Annotated in this window: 17 protein-coding genes; 6 read left to right on the forward strand and 11 right to left on the reverse strand. The window is 40.6% G+C overall.

Annotated elements, in window-relative coordinates; all coding sequences use genetic code 11:
• The first annotated feature begins 78 nt into the window (after window positions 1–78).
• The 3 genes from hutH to BVC88_RS12035 are packed head-to-tail and all read left to right on the forward strand — an operon-like array spanning window position 79 to window position 4,918.
• On the forward strand, window positions 79–1,644 hold the full coding sequence (hutH, locus tag BVC88_RS12025; protein ID WP_075350921.1) for a histidine ammonia-lyase: 1,566 nt from the start codon (window positions 79–81) through the stop codon (window positions 1,642–1,644).
• Window positions 1,645–1,653: 9 nt separating this feature from the next.
• Entirely contained in the window at window positions 1,654–2,901 is a 1,248-nt protein-coding gene (gene hutI, locus BVC88_RS12030; protein WP_075350922.1) for an imidazolonepropionase, read from the forward strand.
• A 10-nt stretch (window positions 2,902–2,911) separates the two neighbouring features.
• Window positions 2,912–4,918: a urocanate hydratase gene (locus BVC88_RS12035; protein ID WP_075350923.1), complete on the forward strand. Its 2,007-nt coding sequence runs from the start codon at window positions 2,912–2,914 to the stop codon at window positions 4,916–4,918.
• A gap of 5 nt (window positions 4,919–4,923) precedes the next feature.
• Here BVC88_RS12035 and BVC88_RS12040 read toward each other — a convergent pair whose 3' ends face one another.
• On the reverse strand, window positions 4,924–5,532 hold the full coding sequence (locus tag BVC88_RS12040) for a Uma2 family endonuclease (protein ID WP_075350924.1): 609 nt from the start codon (window positions 5,530–5,532) through the stop codon (window positions 4,924–4,926).
• Window positions 5,533–5,763: 231 nt separating this feature from the next.
• On the opposite strand from BVC88_RS12040, the gene hutG reads away from it, so the two are divergent.
• Window positions 5,764–6,720: a formimidoylglutamase gene (hutG, locus tag BVC88_RS12045; protein WP_075350925.1), complete on the forward strand. Its 957-nt coding sequence runs from the start codon at window positions 5,764–5,766 to the stop codon at window positions 6,718–6,720.
• A 160-nt stretch (window positions 6,721–6,880) separates the two neighbouring features.
• Here hutG and BVC88_RS12050 read toward each other — a convergent pair whose 3' ends face one another.
• From BVC88_RS12050 to BVC88_RS21345, 3 genes are all read right to left on the reverse strand, one after another.
• A complete protein-coding gene (locus BVC88_RS12050; RefSeq protein WP_075350926.1) occupies window positions 6,881–9,823 on the reverse strand; it encodes an FAD-binding and (Fe-S)-binding domain-containing protein in 2,943 nt (980 codons plus the stop codon).
• Window positions 9,824–10,052: 229 nt separating this feature from the next.
• Window positions 10,053–10,478: a hypothetical protein gene (locus BVC88_RS12055; RefSeq protein WP_075350927.1), complete on the reverse strand. Its 426-nt coding sequence runs from the start codon at window positions 10,476–10,478 to the stop codon at window positions 10,053–10,055.
• A gap of 51 nt (window positions 10,479–10,529) precedes the next feature.
• Window positions 10,530–10,694: a hypothetical protein gene (locus BVC88_RS21345; protein ID WP_175574412.1), complete on the reverse strand. Its 165-nt coding sequence runs from the start codon at window positions 10,692–10,694 to the stop codon at window positions 10,530–10,532.
• A gap of 557 nt (window positions 10,695–11,251) precedes the next feature.
• On the opposite strand from BVC88_RS21345, the gene BVC88_RS21165 reads away from it, so the two are divergent.
• Window positions 11,252–11,413: a hypothetical protein gene (locus BVC88_RS21165; RefSeq protein WP_175574413.1), complete on the forward strand. Its 162-nt coding sequence runs from the start codon at window positions 11,252–11,254 to the stop codon at window positions 11,411–11,413.
• Between the two features lie 74 nt (window positions 11,414–11,487).
• Here BVC88_RS21165 and BVC88_RS12060 read toward each other — a convergent pair whose 3' ends face one another.
• From BVC88_RS12060 to BVC88_RS12070, 3 genes are read right to left on the reverse strand one after another with little or no spacing between them, the layout of a single operon-like run.
• The gene (locus BVC88_RS12060) at window positions 11,488–12,831 is read right to left on the reverse strand and encodes a hypothetical protein (RefSeq protein WP_139316564.1); all 1,344 of its coding nucleotides are present in this window, start codon (window positions 12,829–12,831) and stop codon (window positions 11,488–11,490) included.
• Window positions 12,785–13,945 (reverse strand): DUF4221 family protein, encoded by a 1,161-nt coding sequence (locus tag BVC88_RS12065; protein WP_075350929.1) that lies wholly within the window; start codon window positions 13,943–13,945, stop codon window positions 12,785–12,787. Before BVC88_RS12065 ends, BVC88_RS12060 begins: the two co-directional genes overlap by 47 nt.
• A 60-nt stretch (window positions 13,946–14,005) precedes the next feature.
• Window positions 14,006–14,227, reverse strand: coding sequence for a hypothetical protein (locus tag BVC88_RS12070; protein WP_075350930.1), 222 nt, complete (start codon window positions 14,225–14,227; stop codon window positions 14,006–14,008).
• 387 nt (window positions 14,228–14,614) lie between these two features.
• Between BVC88_RS12070 and BVC88_RS12075 the strand changes: the two genes are divergently transcribed.
• Entirely contained in the window at window positions 14,615–15,385 is a 771-nt protein-coding gene (locus BVC88_RS12075) for a YdcF family protein (protein ID WP_075350931.1), read from the forward strand.
• A 193-nt stretch (window positions 15,386–15,578) separates the two neighbouring features.
• Here the strand turns inward: BVC88_RS12075 and BVC88_RS12080 are convergent, their stop codons facing one another.
• The 4 genes from BVC88_RS12080 to BVC88_RS12095 all read right to left on the reverse strand — a co-directional run bounded on the left by BVC88_RS12080 (window position 15,579) and on the right by BVC88_RS12095 (window position 22,140).
• Window positions 15,579–16,880: a type II toxin-antitoxin system HipA family toxin gene (locus tag BVC88_RS12080; protein WP_075350932.1), complete on the reverse strand. Its 1,302-nt coding sequence runs from the start codon at window positions 16,878–16,880 to the stop codon at window positions 15,579–15,581.
• Complete coding sequence (locus BVC88_RS12085) at window positions 16,874–17,209, reverse strand: helix-turn-helix domain-containing protein (protein WP_075350933.1); 336 nt, start codon at window positions 17,207–17,209, stop codon at window positions 16,874–16,876. The genes BVC88_RS12080 and BVC88_RS12085 overlap by 7 nt, the downstream gene beginning before the upstream one ends.
• Before the next feature lie 203 nt (window positions 17,210–17,412).
• Entirely contained in the window at window positions 17,413–21,318 is a 3,906-nt protein-coding gene (locus BVC88_RS12090; RefSeq protein WP_075350934.1) for an AAA domain-containing protein, read from the reverse strand.
• Window positions 21,319–22,140, reverse strand: a complete 822-nt coding sequence (locus BVC88_RS12095; RefSeq protein ID WP_075350935.1) for an SDR family oxidoreductase — start codon at window positions 22,138–22,140, stop codon at window positions 21,319–21,321. It lies immediately after the preceding gene.
• Window positions 22,141–22,886: the final 746 nt, after the last annotated feature.

The following is a 22,886-nucleotide window of genomic DNA, read 5'->3' on the forward strand; positions in this document are numbered from 1 at the left end:
TTCAAAGCAGTTAAATTTGAGAATGAACGATTTGGAGAAATCCTCAATCGATTCAGGAGAAAATATATCCAGCACAAAATGATAAAATTCCATTACGGTCGAGATCACCTGACTAGTTCTATAGCCTTGAAGATTGCTCGAAAAAAGATTGCAGGTATTTTTCATCCCGATACTCAGGAAAAAGTGATTGCATCTGCTAAAGCCGTAGCGAAAATCGCTAAAGGCGGACAGGCAGTTTATGGGATCAACACCGGTTTTGGACCACTCTGTATAACCAGAATCTCTGAATCAGATACGCGAACGCTACAGGAAAATCTATTAAAAAGCCATGCCGTCGGATTGGGCGAACCTATTCCTATCGAGATTTCTAAGTTGATGCTAATCCTAAAAATCCATGCTTTAGCGCAAGGATTTTCGGGGATCCAGTGGGAAACCTTGGAGCGCTTGGCATGGATGCTAGATCATGACATCACACCAGTCATTCCTATGCAAGGCTCCGTTGGTGCCTCGGGAGACTTGGCTCCGCTTTCTCATTTAGCATTGCCACTTATCGGTTTGGGGAAAGTTCATTATGAGGGAGACATCATCAGTGCCGGTAAAGCATTGCATCATTTCAATGTGAAACCATTGGCATTGGGACCCAAAGAAGGCCTTGCCTTGATCAATGGAACCCAGTTTATGGCAGCTTTTGGTGTCACAGTAGTGGATCGGCTAAGCAACGTACTAAAAAATGCGGATATCACAGGAGCAATGATGATTGAAGGGCTTATGGGTTCCATCAAGCCTTTTTCACCTGAACTACACGAACTCAGACCATACACAGGGAATAAACATGTCGCTCAAACGATACTCAATCTTTTGAAAGATTCTGAGATTGTAAATTCTCATTTGGATTGTGCACGAGTTCAGGATCCTTATTCCTTGCGATGCATGCCTCAGGTACATGGTGCCTCTCGAAATGCTTGGCTTCATTTGAAAGAAATCATTGAAATAGAAATCAATTCGGTCACCGATAATCCGATCGTTTTGTCCGAAGACCATACTATTTCAGGAGGCAATTTTCATGGACAGCCGATTGCCTTGCCTTTGGATTATGCTTGCTTGGCTGCCTCTGAAATCGGAAATATTTCTGACCGAAGGATTTATCTTTCCATTGAAGGAGATACCCCAGGAGTTCCAAAATTACTTTTGAAAGAAACTGGGCTCAACTCTGGCCTAATGATACCGCAATACACCACGGCGGCATTGGCATCAGAAAACAAAGGACTTTGTTTCCCCTCCTCCGCAGACAGCATTCCAACCTCACTAGGTCAGGAAGATCATGTCAGTATGGGAAGTATAGGAGCTAGAAAAGCACTCCAGGTCATTGGTAATGTTGAAAAAATCTTAGGAATTGAATTATTCTATGCTGCTCAGGCGATGGATTATCATGCCCCACTGAAGTCAGGAAAAATCATGACCGCCATCTACGAGCGAGTGAGAAGTGAAATCGAGCCAGTCACCGTAGACCGAGTCATGACTGAAGATATTGAAGCAGCTATCAAAATGGTCGAAAGTGGCGAACTAATTGAGCTTGCTGAGGCGATTGCAAAAAAAGAGAATCTAAATTTTGATACGCCATGGAGTCCTTTGTTTGAATATTAAATTAAGCCTATGAAAACGCCAAAACTAATCGGACCCCTGGTACAAATGATTACACTTTCGGGACTTCCAATAAAAGGAGCCTTGAAAGATGAGCAGCTTGAGGTAATCGAGAATGCAGGAATTCTAATTCTGAATGATAAGATTATTGAAATAGGCGATTACAAAACGCTCTTGAGAACTTATCGAGACAGAAGAATAAAGAAAATTGAAGTGAAAGGAGCTATGGTCGCTCTCCCATCTTGGATAGATTGCCATACCCACATTTGTTTCGCAGGAAGTCGGGCAAAGGATTTTGCTATGCGAAATGCAGGTAAATCTTACCTGGAAATCGCAAAAGCTGGAGGAGGAATCTGGGATACCGTGCAATCCACAAGGGCAGCAGATATAGCTCAACTCAAAAAACTTACTGCTTCCCGAATCCAAAGACATCTAAAAGCAGGAATAACCACCATCGAGATCAAAAGTGGCTATGGATTGATGCCTAGTCAAGAATTGAAGATGCTGAGTACAATCCAAATGCTGAAAACTCCAGCTGATCTGATCCCCACTTGTCTGGCAGCACATATGAAACCGAAGGATTTTATAGGTTCCAATGAAGCCTATCTATCCGATATTCAACACAAACTTTTCCCAATGCTCAAAACCCACCACTTGAGTAATCGAGTGGATGCTTTTGTAGAACAAAGCGCGTTTACACCTGAAGAAATCACCCCTTACCTGCTTGGTGCAAAAGCTCAGGGTTTTGACATTACCATTCATGCTGACCAGTTTACTACCGGTGGCTCAGCACTTGCGATAAAACTTGGAGCCAAATCGGCAGATCACCTCGAAGTTTCCGGTGAAAATGAAATTCAGGCCTTGGCAAAATCGGATGTAGTGTCCGTGGCTTTACCCGGAGCTTCTTTGGGAATTGGATGCGCTTTTACTCCTGCTCGGAAAATCCTAGATGCTGGTGGTGCACTTGCCATTGCCAGCGATTGGAATCCTGGCTCTGCTCCCATGGGCAATTTGATTGCACAAGCATCCGTGCTGGCGGCTTTCGAAAAACTCAGTACCGCAGAGGTCTTCGCCGGACTTACTTTCCGAGCTGCCTCAGCTTTGGGACTTTCTGACCGTGGAGTTTTAGCTCCAGGAATGCTCGCAGACTTCAACTTATATGCCGTGGAAGATTATCAGGAAATTCTTTATCAACAAGGACAACTCGCTCCTGTTCAAGTTTGGAAAAAAGGGGCCTTGGTCAAATTTAAAGAGGCCTAAATTATTTATTATGGATTTTAAAAATCAGATTTCACAAGGAATTCCACTTTCACTTCCTGCGCCAAAAAAGCAGGATCCACTTTTAAGCCATGCTCCAAAGCGAAAAGATCTATTATCGAATGCTGAAAAACAATTAGCTCTGAGCAATGCACTTCGGTACTTTCCAAAAGATTGGCATCAGACCTTAGCGCCGGAATTTTTGAAGGAATTACAGGATTTTGGAAGAATCTACATGTATCGGTTTCAGCCGGATTATGCGATGCATGCCAGAGCGATTCATCAGTACCCTGCAAAGTCAACCCAGGCAGCAGCGATCATGCTGATGATCCAAAACAACCTAGATCCAGAAGTTGCCCAGCATGCGCAAGAATTAATCACTTATGGCGGAAATGGCGCGGTCTTTCAAAACTGGGCACAATACCTGATCACCATGAAGTATCTCTCAGAAATGACAGACACTCAAACTTTGCATCTGTATTCAGGTCATCCCATGGGGCTTTTCCCCTCTTCCGCAGCTGCACCGAGGGTAGTAGTCACAAATGGAATGATGATCCCAAACTACTCCAAACAGGACGATTGGGAAAAATTCAATGCCTTAGGCGTAACCCAATATGGACAGATGACTGCCGGTTCTTTTATGTATATCGGTCCTCAGGGAATTGTCCATGGCACCACCATCACCGTGATGAATGCTTTCCGGAAAAAGTTGAGAAAAGGCGAAAGCCCAAATGGAAAAATTTTCTTGACAGCTGGTTTGGGAGGAATGAGTGGCGCACAACCCAAAGCAGGAAACATTGCCGGTTGCATTACGATCTGTGCGGAAGTCAATGCTTCCGCAGCAAAAAAGCGGCATGCGCAAGGCTGGGTGGACGAGTTGATTGATAATTTGGACGAACTGGTAGTTCGAACTCGAATTGCAAAAGCAAATCAAGAAGTAGTTTCACTCGCCTTTATCGGCAACATCGTAGACGTCTGGGAGCGATTTGATCAGGAAGAGATCTTCATCGAATTGGGTTCAGACCAGACTTCACTTCACAATCCCTGGGCTGGAGGATATTACCCCGTTGGACTTTCATTTGACGAATCCAATGCACTTATGGCTTCCAATCCGGCTCTTTTCAAATCAAAAGTTCAAGAAAGTCTTCGGAGACAAGTTGCTTCGATAAATAAGCATGTTGCAAAAGGCACTTATTTCTTTGATTATGGAAATGCCTTTTTATTGGAAGCTTCACGTGCAGGAGCAGCGGTTATGGCAGAAAATGGCATCGATTTCAGATATCCTTCCTACGTGCAGGACATCTTAGGACCAATGTGTTTTGATTGTGGGTTTGGGCCTTTTCGATGGGTTTGTACTTCTGGAAAAGCAGAAGATCTTCGAAAATCAGATCAAATTGCTGCTCAAGTCTTGAAAAAAATCATGCAGCAGGCCCCAGAATCAATCCAACAACAAATGCAGGATAACATCACTTGGATCGAAGAAGCGGAGCAAAATAAGCTGGTAGTAGGTTCACAGGCACGAATCCTGTATGCAGATGCAGAAGGTCGGGCAAAAATCGCCGAAGAATTTAACCAAGCCATAAATTCTGGAGAAATCTCAGCGCCAATCGTCTTAGGACGAGATCATCATGATGTAAGCGGGACGGATTCGCCTTACCGGGAAACGAGCAACATCTACGACGGCAGTAAATTTACGGCGGACATGGCTATCCAAAATGTGATCGGCGACAGTTTTCGGGGCGCTACTTGGGTATCCATCCACAATGGTGGCGGAGTAGGTTGGGGAGAAGTCATTAACGGCGGATTCGGAATGGTCTTAGATGGCTCTCCCGAAGCCTCAGAGAAGTTGAAAAGTATGCTTTTCTACGATGTAAATAATGGAATCGCAAGAAGAGCTTGGGCTCGGAACTCAGGTTCCTTGGAAGCTATTCAACGGGAAATGGCTCGAACGCCCGAATTGAAAGTCACCATTCCAAATATGGTCGATGAAGAGATTTGGAGATCCTTGGTAATCGATTGAAAAAATCACAACACCTCCTCCAAATCCAAACGAAAACCAGGAAGCACAACAGATTTAATTTGATCACCTGAAGTGAAAAGTCGAGAAGGTTGATACTTTCCATCGATCAAGGTATAAACCAAAACCGTGCAGTCTGTAGGATGAACTATCCAGTATTCACGAACACCAAATTCCTCATACAACTCATATTTATTCTGGAGTTCTACCCGACTATTACCCGGAGAAATAATCTCCACAATCAAATCCGGCGCACCAAAGCAACCTTTATCATCCAATTTAGATAGATCGCATATTACAGATATATCCGGCTGGACTACAGAATCTATTTTTGCATACGCTGGATTTCTTGAAAAACGTACGTCGAAAGGGGCCGAATAAACTTTACAAGAATGGTTTTTAAGAAAATTAAAAAGTGTAGCAAATAAATTCCCAGAAACCTCCTGATGCCTGCGGTTTGGTGCCGCAGCTTTAGTGAAAATCTTTCCTTTGATCAGTTCCACTATTTCCTCAAAGTCCCATTTAAGGTAATCGGCATAGGTATATAAAGATCCTTCGGGTTCATTAAAAGCATCCAAATTGATTTTCTCTTTTTGAGGGATTCGATATTCTTTCATATGATTAGAATTGTTTTTTTTAAAGGACATATGGAATCTCGCATGGTTTTACCGATGCTTTCTGGACATCCTAGTGTGTGACGCTTGCGTTCTTCCTGACTGACTCAGGTAAGCTCGATTTCATAGCTAAGATACTTTACGCAAACTTCAGGTATGAATTTACTAAAAAACGAAATACCTTGTTCAATTTAGAAGTTTCATAAACTCTTCGCAATCAAATAAAAAGATATAATGCCGCATCAAAATCCTTCCCCCTCGCTCTGGACTGGCCGCTCCGCTGAAACCATCGAATATTGGCATCAGGCGGTCATTTCGATCAATGACTTGTCCTTTAACGAGGATATTGACCTGCGGAAAATTGGGATTTTGGGCTATGCCGGAGACGAGGGAGTCCGGAGAAATGGCGGCAGAATTGGAGCAGCTTTGGCTCCAGATGCGATCCGAAAAGTGATGGGAAGTACTGCTTTTCATCTAAAAACAGGCACACATATTTTTGACTACGGGACCATCCAAACGGAGAAAAACGACATTGAATCAAGCCATGCGCTTATTTCCAAGTCTGTCATTAGACTACTTCAGACAAAGCATTTTCCAGTCCTCTTCGGAGGCGGACATGATTTAGCCTATGCACATGCCTCCGGAATCTATGATTACTTGAAGGAAAAAGATGAAAAACTAGGAATCATCAACTTGGATGCGCATTTCGATTTACGCCCAATGCAGAATAGACAAGGACATTCCGGATCGCCATTTTTTCAACTTTCGCAGGAAAACCCTTCCCAATTTCACTACCTCTGCCTTGGAATTCAGCGTGCAGCCAATCCCCGCTCACTTTTCGAAACAGCCGATCTGACCCAAACGAAATGGATGGCAATGGAAGATTTCCGAATTAACAATTGGGAGGTCATTCAGGAGAAAATTCTCTGGTTTTTAGACTCTGTGAATAAGGTCTATTTAAGTATCGATCTAGATGGATTCTCATCGGCTTTTGCTCCGGGAGTATCGGCTCCTTCCCCGATGGGCTTCAGTCCGGATATCGCTTTCAAAGTTTTTGAATTGATCGCTTCCAGCAAAAAACTTATCTCCTTGGATGTAGTCGAACTGAATCCAACCTATGACCAAGATCAAGCCACTGCTCGGTTGGCAGCCAGGTGCACTGAGTATATCCTGAGAAAGGTTTTTGGCTAATTAATTATAGATTTTAAATTTTTTGCTCGCGGCCTCGATTTGTGGAGACACAAACCGAAACTCTGTAAAAAAAATTCTGCTTCTAGAGTAGCGAGTTAGCTTGTTGAAACCTTCGAGGAGATTTCTCGGTCGTTCCTTCCTCGAAATGACACCTCAAAGGTTAGGCAAGCGCATCAAATAAAATCTCCACCGGGTGCATCGCTTTTCTTCCTGTCCCATCAGCAATCTGATGACGGCAAGAAGTTCCTGGTGCAGCAATCAAGGTAGTCGATTCTGCATTCCGAACAGCCGGGAATAAGATCAACTCTCCGATTTGTTGAGAAACTTCATAATGCTCAACCTCATAGCCAAAACTTCCAGCCATGCCACAGCAGCCGCTTGGAATCGTTTCTACGGTATAATTTTCCGGTAAAGAAAGGATCTTTTGTGTCCAACTCATAGCGGAAAGGGCCTTCTGATGACAATGACCGTGTAGCTTGATTTTCTTGATTTCCTGAGTAAATGAACTCGCTTTGATATTTCCAGCAGCCAACTCCTGTCCCAAAAACTCATCAATCAACTTCACATGAAACTTCAATTTCTTTGCTGCTGGCACCAAATCAGTGGATACAATTTTAGGATACTCATCTCGGAAACTCAAAATCGCTGAAGGCTCCAAACCGATCAAGGGCGTATTTCCATCAATCAGTTTATCGAAAATCTGAACATTCGCTTCAGCATGCTTTTTAGCTTTAAGCAAAAGGCCTTTGGATAGCGCCGATCGACCACTCTCTTCGTGCTCGACAATCTTCACATCGTAGCCCAGTTTTTTCAAAAGTGAAATCGCCTTGATTCCAATGGCAGTATCGTTGTGATTGGTAAATTCGTCAACAAAGAAATAGACTGATTTAATAATTTCTGCAGCTCCCGGAAGTAGGGCGTAATTCTTTTTATACCAAGATCGAAGGCTGACTTTGCTTATTTCTGGAAGATTCCGCTCCGGCGCCACACCAAGAATCGCCTTCATTATTCCACCGGTAAGTCCATTTTTCAGGAAGAAATTAGCAATAGCTGGAACTTTAGACCCGAACTCATTCAATTCATTGATATACCCAAAAGCCTTGGAGCGCAAAGGCACCCCATGCGTTTTCTGATATTGGTAGAGAAATTCTGCCTTCATACTCGCCATATCCACATTGGATGGACACTCGGAAGTACAACCTTTGCAACTCAGGCAGAGATCAAGGGCTTCCTTGATTTCCGGATGATCAAAGGCATTCTCTTTTTTATCTAAAGTTAAGAATTCCCGAAGGACATTAGCTCTACCTCTAGTGGTATCTTTTTCATTTCGAGTGGCCATGTAGCTTGGGCACATGGTTCCACCCGATTCAGGAAGCTTTCGGCAATCGCCCGTTCCGTTACATTTCTCCGCCAAGCGAAGGATTCCACCTGCTGCGGAAAAATCCAATACAGTTTCATGTTCTGGAGTCTCCATTTCTGGTTCATAGCGCAAAAACTGATTCATCGGCGCTGCATCCACGATTTTGCCCGGATTGAAAATATTTTTGGGATCCCAAGTGGACTTGATCCTGCGGAAAAGTTCATAATTCTTCTCCCCCACCATCATCGGGATAAATGCCGCTCGAACTCGCCCGTCTCCATGCTCTCCGGAGAGTGAACCCTGGTATTTCTTAACCAACTCAGCAGAGGCTTTGGAAATCTGATAAAACTCTTCTATATCCTTTGATTTTTTCAAATCCAAGATCGGTCTCAAATGTATTTCTCCCGCACCGGCATGTGCATAGTGCACTGGCTTTTGATTAAAGCCATCCATCATCGCATCTACTTCATCGATGTAATCTGCCAGATCTTCGATATCCACCGCGGTATCCTCAATACAGGCAACCGCTTTTGGATCACCTGGGATATTTCCCAATAACCCCAAACCTGCAGCCCGTAGTGCCCATGCCGATGCTACCATGGCCGGCTCGATAATAGGATAAGCATAGCCATAGCCTCCAGCTTTCAATTCAGCAATCAGTGCTTCTCCTTTTGCCGTAGCCTCTTCGAGTGTTTTTCCCCGAAACTCAATCATCAACAAAGCTTCAGGATCACCTTCTACGAAGTATCGATTTTTAGAATATTCGATGCTTTCCTTAGTACAGTCTAGAATGATCTTATCCATAAGTTCCACCGCAGTCGCAGGATGCTTCATCGCCACCTGAGCAGACTTCATACTTTGATGGATGCTTTGAAAATGCGCGGCCACTACGATCTCAACCGGTTCAGGAAGTGGATCCAAGCTGATTTTGATTTCAGTGGTAAAAGCAAGCGTTCCTTCTGAACCAGCCAAAAGGTTACAAAAATTGAATTTTTCTTTTCCTTCAAAAAGCTCAGATTTCAGCAATTCATCCACTGCATAGCCTGTATTTCGGCGATGAATGGATTTTTTGGGAAACTGCGCATGAATCTCCGCTCTTGCAGCGGGATCATTCAATTCATCAAAAAGTTGCCGATAAACTTTCCCTTCCAAAGTCTTTAAGCTACACTTTCGATCAAAATCATCCTGAGAAATATCCCCAAAAACCACTTCGTTTCCATCACTCAAAATCGTAGTCAGGGAAATCACCTTATCCCGGGTCACACCATAGACGATCGAAGTCGTCCCGGAGGAATTATTCCCCACCATTCCCCCGATCATCGCACGGTTGGCCGTGGAAGTGATCGGACTAAAGAACAACCCATGAGGCTTTAGAAAGCGGTTCAATTCATCACGAACTACTCCCGGCTGCACCCGCACCCAGCGTTCTTCTTTTTTGAATTCCAGGATTTTTGTGAAATGCTTGGACACATCCACCACAATCCCATTGCCCACACACTGCCCAGCAAGGGAAGTGCCAGCCGTTCGGGGAATCAGCGAAGTTCCGTGCTCAGTTGCGAAATGAATCAATTTCTGGATATCTGAGGCAGTTTTGGGAAAAGCAACCGCCAAAGGCATTTCCCGATAAACAGAAGCATCGGTGGCATAAAGAGTCTTGGTAAGCGAATCAAAATGAAGACTCCCCTCCAATTGAGTGGAAAGGGTCTGCAAAAAAGGCAATAAGTTGGTCTGGTTTGAAGGCATAGTCAAAAATAAACCTTGACTTTGTAATTAAAGAAAATAAGGAGAAAAGAATTTGAGATTATCGCTCTTTAAGGTTTCTAATCTCGAAGCCCGATACGAAGATTTAAAGTCTCAATTACCAGCTCGGAACCTAAATCGCATTTAATTCAGATTAAAATTCGATGCTAGAAGTTCAGAATTACGAAGCCTGAGTAGCAAATAAAATTCTAAATTTTTACATTAAGGAATCTTATTTAACCTTTCCAAAAGTCATTTCAGTTGGTCCAATCTCTCCTCCATCTCTGACAAATGTCAACTTTAATTCATCCTCTTTAAGGGAGTTTATAAAAAATTTAATAACATTAACTTTTCCTGATTCAAAAATTATTAAAGTATCTGATTTCATCAAAAATCTACCTTTCTTTTCAGTTACAGAATAATCCGGAGCCGCATTAGTGAAATTTACAGAATCACCCTTAAAGGAGTAAAAGGTATTGTCACGAACGAATTCCCATCCTTTCAAAACCTCTAATTTCCGATCCTCTGGTAAGTTTTTGAATACGTCATTTTCTAACATTATTAAAAACCCTGAATAATCTTTCAATTTCCATTTACCTTCAATGTCAGTAATATGAAACTGAAGAATTGAGAACAAAATTATATATACAAATGTCATAATTAGATAATTAAAAATCTGCAGGATATAATCCTGCAGATCTGGTTTGAGTTACGCGATTGACCCGTTACAGTTAGCAACCCACGAGTTAAAAAGGATCATATAAAGTTCATTTGAACCTTGAAATCCTCCACCAAACTGGAGTAATTCAGCTGTATCGCAATAATCATTTCCACCCACCAGATTTTCCATCTGGTCAATTGTTAATCGTTCCATAATAAATTTGTTTTGATTGTTAAAAATTAAATTGTTGGATGATTTTAAGTGTTTTAGTTCAAAATTCCTAATCTCTCATAATCAAAACCTTACGATTCTTAGAAAAGTACAAGCTGAAAAACGGCTTTTTTCGGAATAAAATTTTGAATTTGGATAAAAAAAAACAGAAGTTTAGTTTGAAATTTAAATCAACTACAAAATATTTTCTCGAATTTCAACTAATTTAAAAATATTCATCAAATCTTGGAAAGATCTAACGAATATTTTAGCAATAATTAAATTCTAGGTTCAAGGATTCCACCCACTTGGTCATCGACCATTGAGTTGGAAAACTTATCCTTACCGTCTTTGCCTCGGGCTGTGTCTTCACAGACCGAAATTCCCTCTCAAGTAACAGTCTCTTACGACTGCCCACCCTCAAGTACATTAAAGACTGAATTCTCAATCTCAAGACTCAAGGATTCCACCCACTTGGTCGTTGACCATTGATCCTTGAGCTTTGAGTTTGATAATTGCCCTTTTCCCTCCTTTCTTTGCATACCACGATCTAAAATTTCATGTTCTTCTACCTTTCTCAGTTTCTAAGTTTTTTGGCAATGCCATTTACGATCATCTGTATTTTGATTTTAGTGGGAGCGATTTATTTGAATAAGAAATGGAGAAAACGAAGCCTCTGGATGGGAATGGTATTGCTATTTTTACAAATATTACGTGAGTAAAAGATTTATTTCCTCTTCAAAACATCCGCTCTACTCACTTTAAACTATTTAAATTCCCAAGGTCAAATACCTATTTAAAACTTTTTATAAAATAAATAGGTATTATCTATACTATCTTTCAAAAAGAAATAACCACTTGCATAAATTTGAAAACCATGATAATCATCTATCCTTCGTAGGTCTGAACTATTTTTCTCGAAATCATAAACCAAAAGCATATTTTCAGAATCAAATCGATTACCAATTGAATCTGACATTAAATGATAGGATAAGTATAGTTTATCTGAATCAAGCGTAAAATTAGAAAAATAATCACTTAAAAGCCTATTTTTAGAATTACCTATTTCATTAGAATACAAGACCTCATTATACCTTACATTGTACTCAATCGGAAGTTCAAATTTCAAAGTATCGCATATTTGAAGTTCAGAATTCAATTTTAATAAATAATTCTTATCCATTGACAGCTGATAAAAAAAATCATCTATTTTCTTTGTTAAAAAGTATGGTACCGGAAGATTAGAAAACTCAATCTCCTTAATTAACCTACTCGAGCCAGAAGCCAACTTCACCGAATAAAAAAAAGCTCGACTTTTCTCCTTTTTAATTTCATAGAGAGTAATCAATAATGATTTTTCATCTAAAAATACAACCTGACTCTCCGGTAGAATTGGTGCTGGTAAATTCAAATCAATATCACTCTCTTCCAAGTCAAATAAGTTCAATTTCACAATCTTACTAGCAAAAATTAAAAGAACAGTGTCCTTCTGAACAATTACTTTTCGTATACCATCAACAATCATTGTCCCCGAACGACTACTATAATACGCTTTATGAAAAACAACTTCTGAGTCTGAATTCATGATAAATATTTCAGAAGAAAACTGGCTAAATAGAATTAAAAAATCTTCGGAGAAAAAAAATTCTGGTTTAAATGGATACTTCGAATCAATCGACAATCCTGGAATCTTTTCATAAATACCTGTCAAATTAAATAAAAAATTGTCCTTCATATGGTAATCTTCTTTTATCGATGGATGCAGACTATGAAAAACTAGCAACTCCAACCCACTATTAAGGATTAAATCTTCAGTATCGTGAAAAACAAATTCATTCATACTAATCTGATCCTTAAAAATATTGTACTTTTTATTTGACTTAGTTGACACTAGCACGGAGAAAGCTTTGGAGTCCAAAGCATCATTGATCATTTGAATTGTATTGGACATACAACTACTACAAAGATCAAGGTTTACCAAAAGGAGATTATTTTCTTCTGGGATATCTAAATTGTCATAAATTTGCTCCAGAGTCACAGAGCTATTGCTGTTTGATACACATGCAGACATTATAAGGCTCCAAAGTAAAACTCTAGAAACTGAAAATATCATATTCAAGCCACTCATCATTGAGTTCATTATAAAAATGATTAATTTTTGGAAGCAATAGGCCCTTTGGAGACACTAAAGCTGAATAATTATGATAGATTTCACCTGGAAATACAATTTCCTTTAATTTCTTATAATCAGAGTCAGTTACAATAATCGAAAAATGATTCTTATGACTAGACTTTGGTTCTAAAATTTCGCGGTCAGAGATTTCCCTACCATGCAAAACAAACCGGTAATACAACTTCCTAAATGGATCATATAATATTCTTCCATATGAAGCTTGTGTTACAATAAATTCTACTTGTTCATTCTGAGCAGTATTTTTTGGAGTTTCTGAGAAACCTTTGAAGTAATCACTTGAGACAGATACAGACTTCAAAAAATTATACTCTTTATCGTATATTTGAAGGCTATCTAACAATGGGTAGCTATGCACCCAAAGGCTATCACTTACAAAAGTTCTTGTTAGAAATGCATGATGATTAGTAACCGACCTCCCGATATACAACGATGGATAGCCAACCTTCGAATTCATGTACACAGTCTCACTCTCAAGATCCGCTACAACAATGGCCCTAAAAGCATCGCTAATTCCTTCATTTTTGGAAGTATTTGTGAGTGTGGCTGTTGATGCATATAGCTTATCTTTTACCAAAACTGTCTCTGAAGATGGAGAAGATACATGATTCAGAGCTTGAGATATTTCTGAATTTTCAGGAATCGATAATCTATATTTTCTATGTACAGTTCCTTTTCCATCTATCAAAGTAGTGCCGTTTAAAGTGAACTGTGGAAAAAGAAATATAGAATCAATATTATGAAAAAAGAAACCCTGAACAGGCGTGCCACTAAACTTATCTGGACTGTTTAAGGGAATTCTTTTCTCAAGAAACCCTTTACTTAAATTTGAATCTAGTGTATAAAAGTCTAGCGAGTTTATAACTTTATTTAGATTTAATAACGTAGACTTGTTCTCATGATTAATTAGTTGAGTCCAATAGAATTCATAACTGGAAACAGAGTCAAGAGAAATGACCAAGTTTCCCTTTTTGTAATTCATATATTGCAAATCTGGCGTAGCTTTTCTCTCGGTACATGAAAAAATTACTACAATTATTGCTATGATGAAGTTGAATTTCATATAAGGCGAAATTTCTTCCTCTGATAAAAATTATCAAAGGAAGAATTGACAAGGGTTAAATTAATTGGGGTAAAAACCCTGACAATGATTAGGTGCTCCAGAACATGCTCCGAAGTCAGTAAAACTACTCACAACGATGGTAATACCATCACAGACAATAACCCCGGCATCTGAGCCCGAATCGCCTGGTCCAAAAGTTTCACATTCAAATGCCGAAACAGCTGAGGGAAAAGCAAATACGATCAAAGCCAATCCACAAATCACTAATTTAAAATTTTTCATAATTGTTTTTGGTTAACAGTTGATAAGAATTAAATCATTTGTTGATTTTACGAATTCATCTTTAAATTTCCAAATCACTCATCTTCAACATTTTATGATTCTACGAAAAATACAATTCTCAGAACTATATTTTACGAAATAATATTCTGAATTCTACCTGCTCCCCCCCCCATTAAAACAGTAGTTTATTTGGCTTGAGAATAAACTAACAAAATATTTCATCGAATACAAACTAATTTAATATTTTTTACCTGATCGTAGAAAAATACAACGGAGGAAGTAATTGTCAAAGGTTAATGATCAGTCATCACGAATTTGAACTGACTTGATCATTGAGTTTGATATTTGTTCATTTGCCCTTTCTTTGTGTACCCGATCTCAAGTTTCATGTTTTTCTACCTTTCTCAGTTTCTAAGTTTTTTGGCAATGCCATTTACGATCATCTGTATTTTGATTGTAGTGGGAGCGATTTATTTGAATAAGAAATGGGGAAAGCGAAGCCTTTGGACCGGAATCATTCTTCTCGGTTTTTTTTCCAATTCGTTTATCGCGAATCAGGCTATGCTGGCCTGGGAACCTGATTTCAAAGATTTTAATGAAATCAATAGCCATGAAATCGGAATAGTATTGACTGGTGTAACTAACCTGAGCAAAACAGCTTACGACCGTACCTTCTTCAATAAAGGCGCCGACCGAATCACCCACTCACTCCAACTCTATCGCCAAGGAAAAATCAAAAAAATCCTGATCACTGGAGGACAAGGCCTCAATCCTGTGAATCCTCAGTCCGAAGCCGAAGTATTGAAGCGATTTCTCCTGATGACCGGTATGCCTGAGGCGGATATTTTGATCGAAGATCAAGCAAAAAATACTGCAGAAAATGCCAGTTTTACCAAAGCTTTTTTAGAGAAAAATGGGTTTGACACCTCACAGGGATTTATCCTAATCACCTCGGCATTTCATATGTATCGAGCCAAAGGCTGCTTTGACAAGGTAGGCTTGAAAACTGAAACTTTCCCAACAGACTACTATAGCAACGATACCAAATACGATCTTCCCACGCTACTTTACCCCGATCCATACTCGATTTTTATGTGGCATAAATTGGTAAAGGAATGGATTGGAATTACTATCTACAAGCTTGTTGGATATATTTAAATCCCTTGCCGACCTGAGTGTCTCCACTCGAGTTATGTCAATAATGGATTCTAAATCGCATCGCGTACCCACACCGACCCCATTTGTATCTCACGTAAAGGTCTTCTTGATTCTAAATCAAAGCGAATGAAGACAACGCTTAGGCTGTCTAGTTGACCAAATCAAGATTATAGATCTTTTGTGATGTAAAAAATCAAACCAAAAGCGTTCCCTTAATCCCATCCCGAAGTGCTGGATCCACTCCCACTTCTTCTGCAAATTCAACCCATCTCCTGACAGCTGATCTTACTTGCTCAATCTTTTCCTCCGGCTTTTTGATATTCATTTGTCGGGCTACTTCAAGGAAATCAGCATCTCCGATATTCTCACGCTTTCCATTGACCATCAAGGACTGCGAACTCACCCAAACGCTTCCGGGTCGATACGCATAGCAAATATCATAAGCTGGAGAAAGTGACCATTTTCCATTTTGATCCATCAAAAAGGCAAAATTCTTTGTATGATCATCACAGTTTCTCGCCAACACATTAAACACCATTCGGACAAAAAGCTCCTCTGCCTCGGGATAGGGAAGTCGAAGCATTCGCATCGTCTCAAATACTTGCTCATAACTGTAAAACCCTACCTGATTGAAATCAAAATGTCGGATCCCACACAGACTCTGCATATGGATCTTTTGCCCATTATCCAGTCGATCAAATCGCTTGGTCATAAAGTGAGCTCTTCCATTTTCCTCGAAAAGTCTACATTCATTCATTCGAATACCGGCAGCTTTTGCCATCAGATGATAGGCCATTTCCACCCGACCATAGCCCATCGTCGCACCAAACTGCGAATCATGAACCCCGTCAAACTTAATAATCCAATAGGAAAAACCAGCCGGAGCTTTTACCTGACCACTTTTCACCTCGCCTGTTTTGGGATTAAAAGCAATCACCGCTTTGGCGCGAGCTCCACCAGCGGAAGTTCCGATCTTCAAAATATCCGATAAGGCTGATTGTTCCTCTCCGGTCAAATTAGCTTGGAAGCCTTCCCTCGAATTGAGAATCTTATTGGCAATTCCTACCAAACTATCGATCTCCAGCGTACTTGCTTTGACGGTTTCCTCACGCAACGTAGGCCTGATTTCCAATGCTCCCACACCCCGCTTCCCGATAAAGCAAAGCTGCTCCACCGGATTCAAACTATCCGCAGCTCTTCCATTTTGGACCAGCCAGGTATTGATCAATTGATTGCCATACTTATCCGGAAGCATATCTGCCAAAAGCCCAGGCAAACCTTTAAACGTGTCAAACGCCTCGCCTCTGGTCGGTCGTAATTCGGGAAAAGAATAAATCCGATTTCCTCCGGTCAAAGGCATCTTGATTGGAGAAATATCCAATCCGGAGCGCAGAAATTTTTGATCAAACTCAAAACTGCCCAACTGTTTACTCTCATCCCATAAGATCGCACCAGCCAACTGATCCCAAATCCAGATCTCAGCAGCAACTACCATTCGGATGGAGGATTATCGGCAGCGATGTCTGAATTACGAATCCGCTGACGCTCGTATTTCTTTTGGAGCTTGATGTATTCGATCGGACTGATGGTCTTCTGAACCTCAAACTCAGCTAGCCAAGACAACTTATCCAATACCCGAAGCACCTGAATCAAGGTAATCAGATTGACCTTTTCACCACGCTCCAGCAAACTCAAAGTGGATCGACTAATACCCGCAGCAGTGGCTAATTGCTCCTGTGATTTTTGCTGATTCATACGATGATGCTTTACAAAAGCACCAATCTGCTGCAAAATCGCACTATCCGATAACTGATTGTAATCCATGACTCAAAAATCATTCATTAAGTCCAAATATACTACTTAATGAATGAAATATCATACTAAATATCAATATTTATTTTGAATGAAAATTCATTCATTAAGCATACTAATTGATTTTAATGAATGATAAATCATTCATTAATTAGATTTAAACAGTAAATATAATGAGTCGAAATCCTAGAGATCAAAAAAGAGCTCAAATGCTTCTAAATTTCACCTTTCAAATTTTTCACCTCTGACTTCAAAAACTCCTCCCGACTCCAATGCCATTCCCAATTCCAGCCCTTGGCTTCCAGCAAAATCGGATGATAGGCCATCGCAGCTTTAGCAGAGGGCGAATTAAAAAAACGCTGATCATCCGTCAGTATGGCTATAGGATATTCAGTACTTGTTTTCAGCAAATCCATGACGACAGAAGGGACCTGCTTACTCAGGCTTGAATCAGATTTTACCAAGTGGTTTTTGAGACTCCAATCCAGCTCATAACTTTTAGACTCAATTTCAATCGCTTCAAAATGGGGGTTCTTAGCTTGTTTTCGCACAAATTCTAAAAAATCCCGCAACAATGACAGTCCGGGATTATGGAGTTGACCCGCACGGAAATCTTCAGGCGCTATACTGCTAATCACATGCATGACTTTTCGCGCCCGGGTGATTGCCACATTCAATCGATTTTCGGCACCTGACTTTCCCAGCAATCCAAAATTTGTCACCAGTTTTCCTTCCCGGTTTGGAGCATAGCCCAGCGACAAAATCACTTGGTCGAATTCATCCCCTTGGACATTTTCGATATTCCGCACTTTAATCTCCGCCTGCTGAATTCCTGCTTTCCAAAGCCGCTCCCGAATCAATTCCATCTGAAAGTAATTGCCCGTCACGATTCCAATTGAATCATCAGGAAAAAGGGATTGAATCGCCATCACCTTATCCAGCACCGCATCTGCTTCTGACTTATTCATTTGATTTTCCCAGATCCCCTCAATTTTTTCCCAGGTAAAAGGGGATTTTTCTGCCATCATCGTTTGCAAATCAGGCAAAGCAGCCAGCTTCCCTTCGTAAAAGTTTCGGTTCGAAAAATCAATCAAACCTGGGTGCGCAGAGCGGTAATGCCCTGAAAGCAATGTTTTTTCAAAGAAATTTCCAGCTAATTCCAAAAGCGACTCCGCTTCAAATTCCAGCCCCTCTTCCTCAGATTCCCACTTGACCTGATAAAAATCCGAAGGTCTTAATTGCTGTGAATCACCAGCCACAACCACTTGTTTTCCACGAAGCATCGCCGGCAAACCACGCTCCACCGGACACTGTGAAGCCTCATCAAAAATCACCAAATCAAAATTTTGTCTCATTGGAAAAATGGCCGAAACCGTCTCCGGACTGGCCAGCCAACAAGGAATCAAGCGAAAAATCTCCTCCCCAAACTCCTCATTCAATTTTCGAATGGGCCATTTTTGACGCTTTTTACTCACCTGATGGAGCAGATCTCGGTAAGTCAGTCGATTTCCAAGCCGATTAAATACCAGTGAATCCGTCATCTGCTCGCGAAGGCGAAGCAACGTCATGAATTTTGAAATTTTCCGCTTTTCCAGAATTGCATCTTTCAACTCGCCCATTTCTTGCTGCATCTTCAGGCTACCAGCTTCCGCCAAGACCGGATTCCTTCGCTCCAACTCCCCTATCCAAGTCAAATTCCATGCATTCCAAAACAGCTCGCTTGGATCAGGAGAATCCGGATGGCTGGAAATGGATTTGATTTTCTCAGCAAGTTTGAACTTATCCAAAGTCCATTTTTCCAAGAATCTATCAAAAGCTACCAACTCGGAAAAAGTCTGCAAAAGATTGGAATTGGAAACCTTTGTTTGTTCAAAAAGCAACTGAGAAAGCTGTGAAGAAGTTAGGTAAATTCTCCAACGGGAAAGTTTTCTTTCAAATTCTTCCGAAAAGCCAACTAAGCGTTCCAATTCAGAAATCAATATCTGAGGGTTTTCAATTGGAGCTTCTTGCTCAAGAATCAATTTCAGGCTTGGAATCTTTTCCCAATTACTTGCCAAAGATTTTGCCTCCCGGAGTTCTTGATCAATACCGGATAACCGAATTAAAGACCAATTCAATTCTGGAATTTCCGGAAGTATAAGCATTTCATTTTCCAATGCTTGGATTTGATTTAGGCTGTCCTTGGCCATTTCAATCTGCTGTGAACTCCATTTAAAACCTCCCAAAGCCAACCAGGAAAATACCTTTGGAAATCGCTTTTTCTGGAAGTTGAGTGTTAGCTTACCCCACCAAGAATCCTGAAGCATGGAAATCTCATTCAATTCAGTCTCAAGTTGGTTTTGATTTTCCGGAATTGGCAAATCCAGACTTTGGAGTTTTGAAATCGCATTTTGAATCCAATCTAGAACCAACTCAATGTGCTTCTTTTCTTTTGGGAATCGAATTAATCCAAGGGCTAAATGAGGATTTAAAATCTTTTCAAAATCTGATTTCAAGGATTCAATCGCTTCAGCAGTCAAATTTCCCTGAACGATTTCTTGAGCTAATTTTTGAATCAATTCATCATTCGATCTTTTGGGATTCGTTGATTGAAAGCCTTCCAACTCTTCTAAAACTTCTTGAATTTTTGAAAATTGATCTGATTCAATCGAAGCAAATGAATTTCGATTTTCCCAAAAAGTCCTTTCAAATCTATTCTGATAGCTTATAAAGCTGATCAACTCTTTTTCAAATTCCTTGGCTTGCTCATAGTTTAAACCTAAAAGCGTGGACTTGGAATCCCATTCAGGTCCTTTTAAGCCAACTGCATTTAAGTACATGGCTTTGATCGGGGTTCCTGCTGACCTAGATTCAAAAAGTGCTTCCCGAAAGCTTTCAAATTTCTCAGAAAGTCGCATTATGGTTTTTGAAAGCACTGAAATCTCGCGCTCCAACTGCATGGAATCCAAGCCGCGATTTTCTTCTTGGTAATTTTCTATCGAGCCAATCTGATCTTTCAACTTCTTGAAAAGCAGTTTTTGATCCGCCCGAAAATCATGAACTAGACCCAGAAACTCCCCAAAACCGGCTTTTGCCATTCGCTCAAAAACCACGTCCAAGGCAGCTCGTTTTTGCGAAACAACCAAGACTTTTTTGCCCCAAGCGATGTAGTCGGAAACCAAATTTGCAATCAACTGGGATTTACCTGTCCCGGGAGGTCCTTCGACGACCAAGCTTTTTCCTTGACGGACTTTGACCAACACATTTTCCTGAGTCGCATCCAGCGGAAAAACAGGAAAGAGCTGATCCTCTCTGGGGATAGAAACTTTTTCTTTTGCTTGAAAATGACTTTCAAACAAATTTTCTAAAGTCTCCTCCGAATTTTCAGCCAACAATTCCTCATAATCGCTGAAAAGAAAATTTCCCTTTTGGGCAAATTGACCTAGGAGGCCATAGGTTTTTAGTGCCAACTTACCCTCCTGAAAAGTCCCTCGATCTATCGAAATCTGCGAATTTGGAAAAGCAGTAATCCGATCTTCGAATAGCTTTGGACTCAATTGAATTGAAAAATAAAACTCCAAAAGCTTCACTAATGCCGTCCGGAATTCTAGGGGATCGCTAGGCAATTCCTCAAGAGAAGCGTCAAGTAGATCCGAATCAATCTTCACACCTTGTCCATGAGCATAGGCGAGAAAAAATGCAGAATTCCACTTCCAGGAATCCTGAGTTTGAAGCAGCCAATTTCCGCCTGCTTTTTCCAATTGGCAGGGAATCAGAATGAGAGGAGCGCGGAGCATTTGCCCATTCATCAGCTTCCCTTCTACAAATGGCCAAGCCAAGAAAAGGCTTTGATCACCCGTTTCTTCCTGTGTCAATTGATCTCGAAAAGCAATTTTTGCCAGCGATTTTGAAAGTTGATTGACCTCTCCCATTCGAGGATCAAGCTCCGGAATCAGCTGGATTTTCTTTTTACCAAGGATAGCTTTTCTCAAAATCTCAAAAGCAGGTTCTCCATTCAAAAAATCAAGCTCCTGCAAATCAATTACTCCATTTCCCTCCGTTTTGGGTAGGTAAAGCGATTTATTCCTAGAAGAAAGGTCTGTAAGTTTATGGAGATAATGCTGAAAAATAGAACCGGCCATTTATTTCAAAGGCGAATCAGGTTCATTAGCCATCTCTTTGTAAACGAGACCATCCATAATGGACGGAATCCATTTGTTAAGAAAAACGGCAAGTTTTCCTTGTGTAGTGAGAACCAAATCCCGCTTTCTTTTCAAGGTCGCATTTAAAATCGCCTCAGCGACTTCTTCCGAGCTCATCATTTTAGACTCATCCCGCGGAGATTCTCCCTGAGATTTACCTTCTGCAGTAAGCGCTCCATTTCTGATATTGGAAGCCGTGAAGCCTGGACTAGCTACCAAAATATGTACTCCTTGGTTCATTACTTCGGTACGCAAGGACTCAAAGAAACCATTCATGGCATATTTACTGGCTGTGTAGGCGGTACGGGCTGGCGTCCCTCGGTAGCCATTGATGGAGGAAATTCCGATAATCGAACCTTTGCTTTTCAAAATTTCTGGAAGACAAAACTTCGTCGCATAGACAGTTCCATAAAAATTAGTATCCATCACTTGCTTAAAAACTTTCAAGTCGAGTTCCTGAAAAAGAGCCCGCATGGAAATCCCGGCATTATTGATCAGGATATCTATTCGCCCAAATCTAGCTAAGGTCAGTTCAGGGATCTTTTGGTTATCCGCTTCAGAATCCGCATTAGCCAAAATAGCAAGAACCTCAATATTTTCTCTTGCCAGTTTATCTCTACTCTGCTCTAGTTTCGCCTGATTCCTGCCTGTAATCACGATTTTTGCACCAGCTCGGCCAAATACTTGAGCACAAGCTTCACCAATTCCAGAAGTAGCTCCAGTGATGATTACAACTTTATCTTTTAGATCCTGCTTTTTCATTGCGTATTCAAAGATAAGGAAATAGCTAAAATTCAGATTTGCTAAGCAATTAAATCATCAAATTGCACCGCTGGTGCTCTCGAATCAATTAATTGCTTTTTCCTACAATCAAAATGCGCCGCTGGCGCTTTAAACTAGATTATCTTCGCAAAGAGCTTCGAAGTAGTGTTTTGATTGTGAAAATCAGGGTAAAAAAGCAAAAAGCTTCGAAGAAGCGATCTGATTGTAGAATTAATCAATCGAAATAAAAGAGCTTCGAAGAAGCGTTATGATTGAAGAATCCAAATAATCAATTTCAAGGCGAGCTTCGGAGAAGCGATTTGATTATAATAGACATGATCCTATCGCACCGCTGGTGCTCTCGAATCAATTAATTGTTATTTCCTACAATCAAAATGCGCCGCTGGCGCTTTAAACTAGACTATCTTCGCAAAGAGCTTCGAAGAAGAGTTTTGATTGTGAAAATCAAGGGTAGAAAAGCAAAAAGCTTCGAAGAAGCGATCTGATTGTAGAATTAATCAATTGAAATAAAAGAGCTTCGAAGAAGCGTTATGATTGTAGAATCCAAATAATCAATTTCAAGGCGAGCTTCGGAGAAGCGATTTGATTATAATAGACATGATCCTATCGCACCGCTGGTGCTCTTGAATTAATTAATTGTTATTTCCTACAATCAAAATGCGCCGCTGGCGCTTTAAACTAGACTATCTTCGCAAAGAGCTTCGAAGAAGAGTTTTGATTGTGAA

The organism is Algoriphagus marinus (genome assembly GCF_001936475.1).
GTDB lineage: Bacteria > Bacteroidota > Bacteroidia > Cytophagales > Cyclobacteriaceae > Algoriphagus > Algoriphagus marinus.

What these genes read in the sequence shown, in the direction of transcription:
- hutI (WP_075350922.1), top strand. Translation starts at nt 1,654, where the DNA reads ATGAAAACGCCAAAACTAATCGGACCCCTGGTACAAATGATTACACTT.
- BVC88_RS21345 (WP_175574412.1), bottom strand. Translation starts at nt 10,694, where the DNA reads ATGGAACGATTAACAATTGACCAGATGGAAAATCTGGTGGGTGGAAAT.
- BVC88_RS12065 (WP_075350929.1), bottom strand. Translation starts at nt 13,945, where the DNA reads ATGAAATTCAACTTCATCATAGCAATAATTGTAGTAATTTTTTCATGT.
- BVC88_RS12090 (WP_075350934.1), bottom strand. Translation starts at nt 21,318, where the DNA reads ATGGCCGGTTCTATTTTTCAGCATTATCTCCATAAACTTACAGACCTT.
- BVC88_RS12055 (WP_075350927.1), bottom strand. Translation starts at nt 10,478, where the DNA reads ATGACATTTGTATATATAATTTTGTTCTCAATTCTTCAGTTTCATATT.
- BVC88_RS12050 (WP_075350926.1), bottom strand. Translation starts at nt 9,823, where the DNA reads ATGCCTTCAAACCAGACCAACTTATTGCCTTTTTTGCAGACCCTTTCC.
- hutG (WP_075350925.1), top strand. Translation starts at nt 5,764, where the DNA reads ATGCCGCATCAAAATCCTTCCCCCTCGCTCTGGACTGGCCGCTCCGCT.
- BVC88_RS21165 (WP_175574413.1), top strand. Translation starts at nt 11,252, where the DNA reads ATGTTCTTCTACCTTTCTCAGTTTCTAAGTTTTTTGGCAATGCCATTT.
- BVC88_RS12085 (WP_075350933.1), bottom strand. Translation starts at nt 17,209, where the DNA reads ATGGATTACAATCAGTTATCGGATAGTGCGATTTTGCAGCAGATTGGT.
- BVC88_RS12035 (WP_075350923.1), top strand. Translation starts at nt 2,912, where the DNA reads ATGGATTTTAAAAATCAGATTTCACAAGGAATTCCACTTTCACTTCCT.
- BVC88_RS12080 (WP_075350932.1), bottom strand. Translation starts at nt 16,880, where the DNA reads ATGGTAGTTGCTGCTGAGATCTGGATTTGGGATCAGTTGGCTGGTGCG.
- BVC88_RS12070 (WP_075350930.1), bottom strand. Translation starts at nt 14,227, where the DNA reads ATGAAAAATTTTAAATTAGTGATTTGTGGATTGGCTTTGATCGTATTT.
- BVC88_RS12095 (WP_075350935.1), bottom strand. Translation starts at nt 22,140, where the DNA reads ATGAAAAAGCAGGATCTAAAAGATAAAGTTGTAATCATCACTGGAGCT.
- hutH (WP_075350921.1), top strand. Translation starts at nt 79, where the DNA reads ATGATAAAATTCCATTACGGTCGAGATCACCTGACTAGTTCTATAGCC.
- BVC88_RS12040 (WP_075350924.1), bottom strand. Translation starts at nt 5,532, where the DNA reads ATGAAAGAATATCGAATCCCTCAAAAAGAGAAAATCAATTTGGATGCT.
- BVC88_RS12075 (WP_075350931.1), top strand. Translation starts at nt 14,615, where the DNA reads ATGTTTTTCTACCTTTCTCAGTTTCTAAGTTTTTTGGCAATGCCATTT.
- BVC88_RS12060 (WP_139316564.1), bottom strand. Translation starts at nt 12,831, where the DNA reads ATGAACTCAATGATGAGTGGCTTGAATATGATATTTTCAGTTTCTAGA.